Raw genomic sequence first — 13347 nt, 5'->3', positions numbered from 1 at the left:
TTTAGAACAACTAAATAGCAAAATTTTTGCCTTGCTACTAAAGCTATTTCCCCGCTTCAAGATAGATCATTTACTTAATACAACTGGTATAAGCAAAGCAACTTTCTCTTATTAGCTGCTTAATAATATCCTGACTTGGCTGGATTTTTTCCATTGCTAAAAACTCGTTGGGTTGGTGTGCTTGATTAATTGAACCCGGCCCCATAACGATAGTTTCGCAGCCTAGCTGTTGTAGAAAGGGTGCTTCGGTACAATAGTTTACAGCAATTGCTTGTTGTCCTGACAGGCGCTCAGCCATTTTCACCAAAGCAGAATCTGTCGAGCCGGTAAAAGCCGGAATGGGTTCGTGCATATCTATAACCGAGACACTATTCGGATAATGTGTATTGATGGGTGCCATAGCTGCCGTGAGCATGGCTTGCAGTTCTTTGATGCTAAGACCTGGCAAAGGGCGCATATCAATATGCAGTTCACAACAGCCACAAATACGGTTGGCGTTGTCGCCGCCATGAATGTGTCCAAGGTTTAAAGTTGGGTAAGGAATTGCAAAATGTGGCGTTGAATATTTATTCTTTAATTCTTCTCTTAACTTTAATAAATTTGCAATCACCTGATGCATGATTTCAATGGCATTTAAGCCGCGCTCTGGATCTGAGCTATGGCCTGAACGACCAACGATGCGGATGGCGGTCGTCATATGGCCTTTGTGGGTAAATACCGGCACCATATCAGTGGGTTCACCAATAATACAGCGCGCCGGCTTCAAGCTTGGATGTTTAGCAATTTCCTGAGCACCAGCCATAGTGGTTTCTTCATCGGCGGTGGCTAAAATCATGATAGGAGCATTTTGCTGTAATTCATCAAGCTCTGAGATTGCATTCAATACGAAAGCAAAAAAACCTTTCATATCAATACTTCCAAGGCCATATAATTTATTATCTTGCTCGCTTAATTTAAAAGGATCGAATTGCCAGCGGCTATCGTCGAATGGCACGGTATCCGTGTGGCCAGCCAGCATTAACCCACCATCGCCACTGCCTCGTCTTGCAATTAGATTATATTTTCCTTTTGCATGTTCAAGCTCAGTTACTTCGACGGTAAATCCTAACGTTTCGCACCACTGTGCGAGTAACTGGATCACACTCTGATTACTCATGTTGAGACTTTCTTCTAATGCACTGATAGATGGCGCGGCGATCAGTTGCTGATACATTTCCATAAAAGCGGGCAATTTCATAAAAATTCCTAAAATACTTATTCAAAGTTCTTGCATAAAAATATAAAGATGTTTAGAGTGAATATCAATTCACTTTTTTAGCATAAATATATTTTTGGAACAGCAATGCGACGATTTGACTTCAACAATTAGCAGAACCAATCCTAATCAAACTTTTTTAATCTTGAGAACACTATGTTGAAAGTATCTATAATCGGAGCGAGCGGCTACAGTGGCGCTGAGCTTGCTAAGCTGGTTGCCAAGCATCCTGCCTTCACACTTGCGCATTGCTTTGTATCTGAGCAAAGCTTAGACAAACACAAATTCATCAGCGATTTATATCCAGAATATTCGGGCTTGCTAGATATTGAGCTGCAACCCTTAAATGAGCAAGCTTTTTCGTTGATAGAGCAATCATCGGACTATGTGTGTTTATGCACGGATCACAAGGTTAGCGTAGAACTTGCACCGGTATTTTTACAGATGGGCAAACGGGTTTTTGACCTATCTGGAGGTTACCGTTTATCTAGCAATGAAGACTACGAAACTTACTACGGTTTTTCTCACCCACATCAAGACTGGTTAGCGCAAGCGCAATACGGGTTAGCTGAATGGTATGGCGATGCTATTAAAACGGCAAAGTTAGTGGCGGTCGCGGGCTGCTATCCGACTGCGGCACTCAATGCACTTAAGCCATTACAACAAGCTGATCTGATAACAGAGCAGCCAGTTATCATTAATGCTGTTTCTGGTGTTACCGGCGCAGGTAGAAAAGCGAATGTCGCCACACACTTTTGCGAAGTATCTCTTGCACCATACGGTTTGTTTACGCACAGACATAGTCCAGAAATAGAAAAATACCTTGAACACCCAGTGTTGTTTACGCCGCATTTAGGGAACTTTAAGCGTGGTATCTTGGAAACGATCTACGTCACTCTGAAAGAAAATGTCACACCAAATCAAGTTGATGCCGCTTACCAGGTGCTTGCCGATGAGCCGCTGATCAGATTAAAGGGGAGTCAACTCCCATCAATCAAAGCCGTTGAAAATCAGCCTTTTGTTGATATTGGTTGGCAGCAAAAGGGCAATCAACTGATTGTAGTGGTCGCGATTGATAACTTGCTTAAAGGGGCTGCAGGCCAAGCATTACAGTGTATGAACTTAGCGGCGGGACTTGAGCATTATCAAGGTTTAGGAGTATCAGCATGAGCAAACAAACTTGGGTAATAAAACTAGGTGGTGCGGTGTTGAATCAAGAGGGGGCAGCGCAAGCATTGTTTTCAGCTATCAAGCAAATTCAACAGGATGCACCACACAAGCAGTTTGTGATTGTTCATGGTGGCGGGGCGCTGGTTGATAAGTGGCTGACCGATGCCGGTTTTGCTACTGCAAAACATCAAGGACTGCGGATCAGTCCACAAGAGCAAATGCCCTATATTGTTGGTGCACTTGCAGGCTGTGCTAACAAGCAACTGATGGCAGACGCCATTACCGCCACGCTCAAGCCCGTTGGATTGTGCTTATATGATGCTGGGTTTTCCACAACTCAAAAGCTTAAAGCGCTTGGCCGTGTAGGTAGCTGTGAAGCGAGTGAAGGTGGCATGCTTGAAGCAGTGTTGGAGTTTGATAGATTGCCTGTTGTTAGTTCAGTTGGTATTGGTGCTGACGGCCATTTATACAATGTGAATGCGGATGAAGCAGCAGCTGCTATCGCCAGTAAACTTGGTGCAGAACTTATTTTTATGACTGACGTTGAAGCGGTATTTGATGGCGATAAACAGCCATTAAATCAACTTAACGCGGAACAGATTTCAACGTTAATCACGCAAAAGGTCATTGTGGGCGGGATGGAGGTCAAAGTTAAGACCAGTCTTCACGCTGCCCAACACTTACGACGAGGGGTGTACATCTCTAGCTGGCAAAAGCCAGAAAATTTAATTGCGTTGCTCAATGGTGAGCACGTAGGTACACAAATTCTGCCGTAGGAAAACATCATGACTAAGCATTTTTTAACTGGTTTGGAATTAGACCAAACGAAAGTTTTGAACTTATTAAAGCTTGCAAAAAATATTAAAAATCAACCGCAAGAATATAACCAAGCCTTAGCAGGCAAATCGATTGTCACGTTATTCGAAAAACCGAGCTTGAGAACGCGTTTGTCGTTCGACATCGGTATTCATAAACTGGGCGGCCATGCTGTGTATTTAGATCAGCAAAATGGCGCAATGGGTGCGCGTGAATCCGTAAAAGATTTTGCGCTTAATATTTCGACTTGGGCCGATGGCCTTGTGGCGCGCGTAAATCACCATAGCACGCTTGAGACGCTCGCTGAGTTTTCGTCTGTGCCTGTTGTGAATAGCCTATGTGATTTATATCACCCTTGCCAAGCGTTGGCTGATTTTCTCACCTTATTTGAAACTTACGACGATGTCAGCCAGATCAAAATCGCTTACCTCGGTGAAGGCAATAACGTAACACATTCATTAATGTTGCTTGCGGCAACATTAGGCACTGATTTTGTGGCGGTTTGTCCTAAAGGCCATTCTCCAGATGCACAAATTGTAAAGCAGGCTGAACAAATTGCAGCGGTAAATGGTGCCTCAGTTCTGGTCAGTGATCGGGTAGAAGCGGCGGCTGGCGCTAATGTGCTCTACGCTGATACTTGGGTTTCGATGGGGAATAAAACGCCAATTGAACAGGTGAAAGACACATTTATGCCATATCAAATCAACCAACAATTAGTTGAAGCGTGTGGCGCACAAACCATTTTGCATTGCCAGCCAGCACATCGTGAGTTTGAAATTACTTCAGAAGTGATGGACGGGCCAAAGTCAAAAATTATTCAACAAGCTGAAAACCGCATGCATGCCCAAAACGCATTGCTGGTATCGCTGTTAAACAAAGATTACGTTTGAGGTTAAAGAACATGAGCAAGATTAAAAAAGTGGTACTGGCTTACTCTGGTGGATTAGACACATCAGCGATTGTGCCATGGTTAAAAGAGAACTACGGTTGTGAAGTTGTCGCCTTTGTTGCCGATGTAGGTCAGGGTGAAGAAGAATTGGTTGGGGTTGAAGAAAAGGCAATCGCATCAGGTGCCTCTGAGTGCTATATCGTCGACTTAAAAGAAGAAATGGTTAGCGACTATATTTATCCAACGCTTAAAACTGGCGCTATCTATGAAGGGACATATTTACTGGGTACTTCAATGGCACGTCCTATTATCGCCAAAGCACAAGTTGAAATCGCGCGTAAAGTTGGCGCGGATGCACTTTCTCATGGTTGTACTGGCAAGGGGAACGATCAGGTGCGTTTTGAATCTTGCTTCTCAGCGCTTGCGCCTGATCTTAAAGTGATTGCACCATGGCGTGAATGGTCATTGTCAAGTCGTGAATCGCTGCTTGACTATTTGGCCGAGCGTAATATCCCTTGTGCAGCCTCTGCCACCAAAATTTACAGTCGTGATGCCAATGCTTGGCATATTTCTCACGAAGGTGGTGAATTGGAAGATCCATGGAATGAGCCAAGCGATCAGGTTTGGACCATGACTAATTCTCCAGAAGCCGCACCGGACCAGCCTGAATATGTGTCGGTATTAATCGAAAAGGGTGAAATCACCGGTGTTAACGGTGAGCGTTATAGTCCTTATCAGTGTCTAGTTAAGCTAAACGAGATTGCAGCACCGCATGGTGTTGGTCGTGTGGATATCGTTGAAAACCGCCTAGTCGGCATGAAATCTCGAGGCTGTTATGAAACGCCGGGAGGCACTGTAATGATGGCTGCGTTACAAGCGATTGATGAGCTGATCTTAGATAAATCTTGTCGTAAATGGAAAACCGCGCTTAGCGAAGAGTTTGCACACTTAGTTTATGACGGTCGCTGGTTTACCCCACTGAAAGATTCAATTCTAGCTGCCGCAGAGTCTTTCGCACAGCAGGCAACTGGCGAGGTGGTGCTTAAGCTTTATAAGGGCCATGTACATGCCGTGCAAAAGCAATCAATCAATAGCTTATATAGCGAGGATTTTGCCACATTTGGTGAAGATGACGTATATGACCAATCTCATGCGGAGGGATTCATTCGTCTATTCTCACTATCTAGCCGGATAGCGGCGTTAAACAAGCAAAAGCAGTCTTAAGGTAGGAGAGCGAGATGGCATTATGGGGCGGCCGTTTTTCATCAGGTCCTGATGAGGCATTTAAGCAATTTAATGATTCTCTGCCATTTGATTATCAATTAGCAGAGCAAGATATTGTTGGCTCTATCGCTTGGGCGGGTGCGCTAAAGCAAGTAGAAGTATTAACTGAAAGCGAACATCAGCAGATCATCGCTGCGCTGAAACAGCTTTTGGATGAAGTGATTGCTGATCCGCGTAGTGTAGCAACCGCGGGACATGAGGATATTCATTCTTATGTTGAAGCTAAACTTATCGACAAAGTGGGTGATTTAGGTAAAAAGCTGCACACAGGTCGAAGCCGTAACGACCAAGTAGCCACTGATTTTAGGCTGTGGAGTCGTAAAACGGCGCAGCAACTGCTTGTGGCACTGAATTCACTAAAGCAAGCTCTAGTGACACTCGCAGAGCAGGAGCTTGGTACTATTTTGCCTGGCTACACCCATTTACAGCGTGCTCAGCCTGTACTCTTTAGTCATTGGTGTATGGCTTACGTTGAGATGATTGAGCGCGATGAGTCGCGCTTAAATGATGCGCTTGAAAGGTTAAATGTATGTCCACTTGGCTCAGGTGCGCTAGCGGGGACTGCTTATCCTATCGACCGTGAAGTGTTGGCCGTTAACCTTGGCTTTAGAGAGGCCTCTCGTAATAGTTTAGATGCGGTCTCTGATCGTGACTTTGTGGTTGAGCTACTCAGTTGTGCGTCTATTTCTATGATGCATTTATCTCGTTTTGCTGAAGATTTGATCTTTTATAATTCTGGTGAATCTGGATTTATTGATTTGGCCGACAGCGTGACGTCCGGCTCATCCTTGATGCCGCAGAAAAAGAACCCTGACGCCTTAGAGTTGATCCGTGGCAAAACAGGCCGAGTTTTTGGCGCCTTTAGCGGCATGATGATGACGCTTAAAGCTTTGCCTTTGGCCTACAACAAAGACATGCAGGAAGACAAAGAAGGCCTATTTGATGCCATGCCAACTTGGCTTGCGTGTATTCATATGGCTGAAGCATGCGTTAAAGGCATTAAGGTTAATGGTGATAAAACGTTAGCGGCGGCAAAAGGTGGTCACGCTAATGCGACAGAGCTTGCTGATTATCTTGTTGCTAAGGGAATACCGTTTAGGGAAGGCCATCACATTGTCGGTGAATTAGTGCAGTTAGCAATTAGTAAGGGGCAAAACCTCGAGGATCTGAGCTTAGAAGAATTCCAGCAAGTCAGCGCAGTAATTGCAGAGGATGTCTATCCGGTACTCGAAATTGACGCTTGTATTGCCGCTCGTAAAGCATTAGGCGGCACCTCATTGCCACAAGTGACCAATGCCATTAAAACGGCAAAAAAAAAGCAAAAAATCCTAGTACGTGATGCCAATTTAGATGATGTTGAAGCCATTGCTGGGCTTATACAATACTGGGCTAAAGTAGGTGAGAACCTACCGCGAGCGAAAAGTGACATGATCCATAGTATCAATGAGTTTGCGGTGACAGAGGTCGATGGCAAAGTGACCGGATGTGCATCTTTGTATATTTACGACACTGGGCTTGCTGAAATCCGCTCTTTGGGCGTAAATCCCGAAAGCGAAATAAAGGGGCAGGGGCAACTTTTAGTCGAGCATTTGCTAGTGAAAGCCAAAAAATTGGCACTCAATCGTATTATTGTGCTAACTAGAGTGCCTGGCTTCTTTATGAAACAAGGTTTTAACAACTGTACCAAAGATAGCTTGCCTGAAAAAGTGATGAAAGACTGTGAGCTGTGCTTGCGTAAAGATAACTGTGATGAAATTGCGATGGATTTCATTATAAAACAGACATCTAGCTTAAGTATTCCATGTAAATTTGTGGCTTAACATCCAGCTTTTATAGGATCAAAAAGAGCGCTAGTAAGCGCTCTTTCTGTATGTAAATCAACCGATTGAAGTTGATTTGACAAATGTTGGCATGTCTCGTGCTGTGTAAATCTCGATAATTTTTAGGTGACTCACTTTTTAGAGTTAAGACTAATTTGTAAATATTGAGGGAAATTCAATGCTAAAGATGATTCTAGCGAGAAAAAATCAAGCTAAAACAGCTGGTCAAACAAAGTCGCTTTCTGATAAGGTAATTCAATCTGGAAGTAAACTTGAGATGGTATCTGGCGCACGTGGAAGTGTAATTACTCCGCCTGGGTCTAAAGAACCGTACTAATGATTAATGTTAATTTATGACTTTTTTGGTATGAGTATAGGAGCCCTTGTTATATGGGGCTTCTTGATGGCCACACTGCTACATCTATTTTTTTATATACTAAAAGTCCAGAAAAATTTACAGCTACTCCTTGCTTCTACTCTGTTATTTATCTCCTACTTTGTAAGCGATTTTATCATTGTTTCTGATAGCTATAACACAGCTATTCACGGCATATTTGCTTTATTTGATCTCTTTACTTTATTAGCTCTTTTTCTTGCCACTTATACTTTTTTTAAAGATGAAAAGCTTGAAGTGGGCGTTTTATATACTATGATAGGTTTGGCTATTAATACTGTTATGTTCTTCTTTATGTATATTGATACATATATTTATGAAAATGTAACGCGCTGGCTGTTATGGTATTTGTACTCATATTTAGTGATTTCTGTGGACTTTATTATGGTTACTTCTCTATTAGTCAATAAAGATTGGTTAGGTATTAAATGGGCTATAAGTAAGGTGAGAGCTAGGGTAGCTTGAAGTTGTGGTCGATTTTCACTATTTGTTTTACTTGTTTCTTAGTAGTTTGCACTCATGGATTCTACTGTTTGTTGCACTCTTTAACTTTGTTCGAGCAACTAAAAACCCTAAATTTAAGCAGCTCAGTGGCATTTCATTTCTCCTCGCAGGTTCATATTTTCTCACAATACCTACATTTTATTTTTGCGAGTCAAAAGGCTGGTTAACTGGTACAGCGGGGTTCTATGATCTTTCAATTTACTTTATATTTTTATTCTTAGATATTTCTACAATACTTTTGCTAGTTAAGCTATTTAAGTTTCCAGAATTTAGACTGACAAGAGTAGTGAAGTCCTATGTGATAGGTTTTTTAACAGTAAACTCATTTCTTTTTGTTTTAATTATAAGTGAGGATATTATTACTAATCACCGAGTGGATAAAGAGTATCGTGATTGGGTTTACTGGTTATACACTATCGGAATGTATATAACCGATTGGCTTTTAATTGTCGTTTTGCTTATTCCTAAGGACTTTCTTGGATTATACGCCATAATAAAAGAGCGGCGATGGCCGCTCGTTAAAACTGATATTCCACGCTCAACGTGAGTGCTGCGTGGCTTTCGTCTTCTTCCTGAGACTTATCTTGCCATGCCTTTAGGCCAATTTTAGCAAGCGCGCCAAACACACCTTGTTGGTAACCGAGCTCGAGCTGATTTCGTTCAACGTCTAGTGTGTCAAATTCAACTCGTTTTAGTTTGGCATAAGTACCAATGCCATCTGTGCTGAAGTAATCTAACGCGAGAGTGAGGTTTTTAGCGTCTAATCCCGAGCTTGCTCCAAGCCAAAGGTCGCGTTCACTGTAGTTCGCTGAATCTAGGGTATTGTCTCTTGGGCAAAGCGCGAGCTTTAGCTCGTCTTTACAATCAATGCTTGTATCTGAGTATTCAATAAAGCTTTTAAGACGATAGTCTTTACCACCCCAATAACTTTCAATACCTAGGGTGTACATTGGATTGCTTGGTAACGCACCACTGTCGTTATTGCCTGCAAACTCACCGTATAAAGCGAGCGGTTGATTAGCTAGCCTAGTGGAATATTTGAAGTCAACGCTGGTGAGGCGTTGCGTTTGCTTTTCGCTTTCAAGGTTTTGTTGTTGATAAACAAAGTCGCTGGATGTTGTACTAAAGCCAAGCTCTAACCCTTGAATTGGAAAAGCTGCCGCTCTAAACCCCCAAAAATCACCATCCTTTTTACTGGCTATACTTGGGCGTTGTTTTGCCATAATGGCCGTCACTTGCCAAGGACCAACGAAAGAGAGAAAGCTCGGTCCAATGTAGTTGTTATTGGCACGACTCAAACGAACCGCTTTCATTGGGGCTGCGTTGTTTGAAAGCATCAGCGCATTTTCGTTACTCGGTCCCCACCAGTAGCTTAGCCGCTCAGCGCTGAGAGACCAATTACCAAACAGCACTGCGAGGTGGCTGCCGTGGTGATTAACATATTTTCCATCTTGGCCTTCATCTGCGTAGTTAACCGCAACTTTAGCGCTAACAGCACCACCTGTAATAACGCCATAAGTACGCAAGCCTGAACGTTCATTTTGACGTTCACCAAAGCCTGTTGAGTGCTCTTCAGCACCGTTAAAATGTGCTTTTACACTACTGTATCTTTCTCTTTTTGCTTGTTTTAGCGCATGGCGTAAATGTGCCAATGCAAAGCTTGCGGTTTCAGAGAGATTTCTGTCATCAATAGCGGCGAGGTCATTTACAATGCCGCTCCATAGCAGAGGATATTGATTAACTGGGCGATTTATCACGCCTTCTGCAACCAGTAAATCTATGCTGTGTTTAAGCTCACTTTGCGACACCTCTATCCAAGGTGAAGCGTGCGCATAAGTACCAACCAATACGGCTAGGGATAATAGGCACTTTTTCATCCGTGTAGTTTTTCCTCTAAAGCTTTGGCAACCAGCGGATGAACAAATTCACTGACATTGCCTTTATGAAGCGCAACTTCTTTTACTAAAGTTGACGAGATAAATGAATTCTTTTCAGATGGCGTTAAAAATACGCTTTCCAAATCGGGATGTAAACGGCGATTCATATTGGCCAGCTGGAACTCATAGTCAAAGTCAGACACCGCGCGAATACCGCGGATCAGCACGTTGGCTTTTTGCTCTTTCGCTAAATCAACGAGTAATCCTGAAAACCCAATCACCTTTACATTTTTATGTGACTTTAAAATTTCTTCAGCCAAAGCAACACGTTGCTCTAGTGAGAAACAAGGTTGTTTATTTGGGTTATGGGCAATTGCCAAGATCACGGTATCAAACATTTTTGCTGCACGTTTGATTAAGTCTTCATGTCCATTAGTGAGGGGATCAAATGTGCCAGGGTAGAGGGCGATGACTTTCATAAGCGTAACTATGTTGAATTTTTTTGTATGGTAACAAGGTTTTTTTGAAAAAACACTGGTCAGCTTTGTCGGATCTAAGCTTATCTAGAGGTAAAATTAGTGCTATTTTTTCACATGGAGCGCGCAATAGCCTAGTAACACTAGCAATAGCTAACACTAGCAATAGCGCGACCACGTTATCAACAAAGATAGAGAATCGTAATGAATACCAAGGAAAAAATAATACGTACCAGCATCGCGTTATTTAATTTGCATGGAGAGCGCGCGATTACGACAAACCATATAGCGTCCAGTTTGGGGATTAGTCCTGGCAATTTGTACTATCATTTTAAAAATAAAGAAGACATCATTCGGCAAATATTCGCGCTTTATAGCGAGCATTTAAATACGCATTTTAAGCCACTGGAGCAGCACAACGAACCGCTTGAGCAGCTAACTCAATATTTAGACTCCTTGTTCGACCTGATGTGGCGTTATCACTTTTTCTACGACAATCTGACAGACATCTTGGCTCGTGATGATGAATTGAAAAAAAACTACATTGCTTTTCAGTCACGCTTACTTGAGCAAGTAAAAGCGGTAGTAATTGGCCTAAGAGATACGGGCGTGATCACCATAGATGATGACGATGCTAAAGAGCTTGCGCATATGTTGAAAATGACCGTTAGTTTCTGGACTCCTTATGTTAAAGCCAGAAGAATGACAGGCGTCCTTGAGCAACAAGATATATACAATGGCATTGTTAAAGTACTGATGATTTTTAAACCTTACGCGACGCCCATGAGCGCACCGAAAGTGGCACAACTTCAGCAGCATTATCAAGCACTAGCTGAGGCGAGCTTACCGAGTATTGCTTAGCCTTAAATAACTAAGCGGGCCTTTTGCCTGGGGGAGCACAGGCAAAAGGCTTTGTAGAGCACAAAGGGAAAAGGTTTGTTTATTTCCTAATCGGCTCTGAGTTTGATATACTCGCGCGCCCGAACTGTCCCTCGGTCAGTGTGCGCCACGATAGAGTCCGCTTAGGTCAAATCAGTGCGTCATCGCAACCGATAATCGATCTGTAGTAGAGTGACTTTTATGCTTAAATTTATCGTCAAATTACATCCCGAAATTGCTATTAAGAGCAAATCCGTCCGTAAGCGTTTTACCAAAGTATTAGAGAAGAACATCAAAATGCTGTTGGTTCGCGTTGACGAAAACGTAAAAGTTAAAAATAACTGGGACAATATCTCAGTGACGAGCGAGCTAAGTGACGAGAAAACCCGCCTTGGTCTAATTGACCACCTTAAACGCACGCCAGGTATTGTGCAGTTTATTGAGGTGCAAGAAACACAGTTCGATACGCTTGATGATATCTACCAACAAACGATTGCTTTGGTTGAGCCATTGATCAAGGGCAAAACGTTTTGTGTACGCGTAAAGCGCCAAGGTAAGCATGAGTTTACTTCAAGCGACGTGGAGCGTTATGTTGGTGGCGGTTTAAACCAAAATGTAGAGGGTGCCAGCGTAAGGCTGAAAAAACCTGATGTGACGGTTAAAATCGAAGTCAAAGACAATAAAGCCTACATCGTTCGTCACCAGCACTTTGGTCTAGGTGGCTTCCCACTACCAACGCAAGAAGACGTGCTGTCTTTGGTTTCTGGCGGATTCGACTCCGGTGTTGCGACTTATCAAATGATGCGAAAAGGGGCGCGTACGCACTTTTTGTTCTTTAACTTAGGTGGTGCAGCCCACGAAATTGGCGTTAAGCAAGTAAGCCACTACTTGTGGAAACAATTTAGCTCTACCCACAAAGTTAAATTTATTACGATTGACTTTGAGCCAGTTGTCGCTGAAATTCTTGAGAATATCGAAAGCGGACAAATGGGCGTGGTGCTAAAGCGCATGATGATGCGTGCAGGTGCTGTAGTCGCAGAGCGTTTGGGGATCCCAGCACTGGTAACTGGTGAAAGTATTGGCCAGGTATCGAGCCAAACCTTGGCTAACCTTAACGTGATTGACCGTGTTACAGAGATGCTGATCTTACGACCGCTTATTCAACACGATAAAGAAGAGATCATTCGTATTGCCAGAGCGATTGGCACCAATGAAATGGCAGAAGCAATGCCTGAATATTGTGGTGTGATCTCTCAAAAACCAACGGTAAAAGCACAGCTTCACAAGATATTAGCTGAAGAAGAAAAGTTTGACTTTGATGTATTGAATACAGTTGTAGCGAACGCGACGGTAAAAGATATTCGTGATATTGAAGCTGAAGCAAAAGAAGAAGTGAAAGAAGCGGAATCGGTAAGTGAATTACCTGACAACGCGGTGGTACTAGATATTCGTTCTCCAGAAGAGGAAGATGCCAACCCTCTAGAGCTAGATGGTGCACAAGTGATCCACTTACCTTTCTTTAGATTAGCCACTAAGTTTGGTGACTTACCACAGGACAAAGAATACTACTTGTACTGTTCGAAAGGCGTAATGAGCCAGTTACAAGCACTTATTTTGCATGAAAATGGCTATGCTAACGTCAAGGTGTACCGTCCTTAAAATAAAGCGTGTTAACAAGCGTTGGGTGAGACTTTAGGATTTACCCAACGCGTTTTTTGTGGGGTTGCTTGTTTATCCCCGTTTATTTACTAGGTATTTTGTAGCTGCCTTCCACAGTTAGTATCAAAGCGCATCCATGCGCTCCTCGTTCATTCTTTTGAAACGACGCAATCGAGCGAATCAAGAAAACGTCGCCCCGACATCATACTGAATCCTAAACCCAAAAAACGGATAGGAAAGCAACCGACATCCCGCCGGCGCATTGCATATCGGCTTATGCTTCTCAGGTGTGATGAAAGGGGAATTATACCAGTTGTATTAAGT

Annotated in this window: 11 protein-coding genes; 8 read left to right on the top strand and 3 right to left on the bottom strand. The window is 43.0% G+C overall.

Translation table 11 applies throughout. The annotated features are described in order from the left end of the window. Positions 1-70: 70 nt before the first annotated feature. Positions 71-1237 carry an acetylornithine deacetylase gene (gene argE, locus BB427_RS09875; protein ID WP_069020559.1) on the bottom strand — a complete coding sequence of 389 codons (1167 nt, stop codon included), beginning with the start codon at positions 1235-1237 and terminating at the stop codon, positions 71-73. A 177-nt stretch (positions 1238-1414) separates the two neighbouring features. Between argE and argC the strand changes: the two genes are divergently transcribed. The 6 genes from argC (at position 1415) to BB427_RS09845 (ending at position 8093) form a co-directional block, all read left to right on the top strand. Beyond that, complete coding sequence (gene argC, locus BB427_RS09870; RefSeq protein WP_174694584.1) at positions 1415-2425, top strand: N-acetyl-gamma-glutamyl-phosphate reductase; 1011 nt, start codon at positions 1415-1417, stop codon at positions 2423-2425. Then, entirely contained in the window at positions 2422-3201 is a 780-nt protein-coding gene (gene argB / locus BB427_RS09865) for an acetylglutamate kinase (protein WP_069020558.1), read from the top strand. The genes argC and argB overlap by 4 nt, the downstream gene beginning before the upstream one ends. A gap of 9 nt (positions 3202-3210) precedes the next feature. Continuing rightward, the gene (locus BB427_RS09860) at positions 3211-4131 is read left to right on the top strand and encodes an ornithine carbamoyltransferase (protein WP_069020557.1); all 921 of its coding nucleotides are present in this window, start codon (positions 3211-3213) and stop codon (positions 4129-4131) included. Positions 4132-4142: 11 nt separating this feature from the next. Continuing rightward, entirely contained in the window at positions 4143-5354 is a 1212-nt protein-coding gene (locus tag BB427_RS09855) for an argininosuccinate synthase (RefSeq protein ID WP_010374248.1), read from the top strand. Between the two features lie 14 nt (positions 5355-5368). Beyond that, complete coding sequence (argH, locus tag BB427_RS09850; RefSeq protein WP_069020556.1) at positions 5369-7234, top strand: argininosuccinate lyase; 1866 nt, start codon at positions 5369-5371, stop codon at positions 7232-7234. A 403-nt stretch (positions 7235-7637) separates the two neighbouring features. Next, entirely contained in the window at positions 7638-8093 is a 456-nt protein-coding gene (locus BB427_RS09845) for a hypothetical protein (RefSeq protein ID WP_223193776.1), read from the top strand. Positions 8094-8650: 557 nt separating this feature from the next. On the opposite strand, the gene BB427_RS09835 is transcribed toward BB427_RS09845, so the two are convergent. Both BB427_RS09835 and coaD read right to left on the bottom strand, forming a co-directional pair. After that, positions 8651-10009, bottom strand: coding sequence for a capsule assembly Wzi family protein (locus tag BB427_RS09835; protein ID WP_069020555.1), 1359 nt, complete (start codon positions 10007-10009; stop codon positions 8651-8653). Beyond that, on the bottom strand, positions 10006-10488 hold the full coding sequence (coaD, locus tag BB427_RS09830; RefSeq protein WP_010374242.1) for a pantetheine-phosphate adenylyltransferase: 483 nt from the start codon (positions 10486-10488) through the stop codon (positions 10006-10008). The genes BB427_RS09835 and coaD overlap by 4 nt, the downstream gene beginning before the upstream one ends. A gap of 201 nt (positions 10489-10689) precedes the next feature. Between coaD and BB427_RS09825 the strand changes: the two genes are divergently transcribed. Together BB427_RS09825 and thiI are read left to right on the top strand one after the other, a co-directional pair. Further along, positions 10690-11346 (top strand): TetR/AcrR family transcriptional regulator, encoded by a 657-nt coding sequence (locus BB427_RS09825; protein WP_010374241.1) that lies wholly within the window; start codon positions 10690-10692, stop codon positions 11344-11346. Positions 11347-11565: 219 nt separating this feature from the next. Continuing rightward, a complete protein-coding gene (gene thiI, locus BB427_RS09820) occupies positions 11566-13023 on the top strand; it encodes a tRNA uracil 4-sulfurtransferase ThiI (protein ID WP_010374240.1) in 1458 nt (485 codons plus the stop codon). The last annotated feature ends 324 nt before the right edge of the window (positions 13024-13347 follow it).

It is taken from the genome of Pseudoalteromonas sp. BMB, assembly GCF_001709235.1.
GTDB classification, from domain to species: Bacteria; Pseudomonadota; Gammaproteobacteria; order Enterobacterales; family Alteromonadaceae; genus Pseudoalteromonas; species Pseudoalteromonas maricaloris.
Note: the sequence above shows the minus strand (reverse complement) of the source record. Positions and strands in the feature narration are given on the sequence as shown.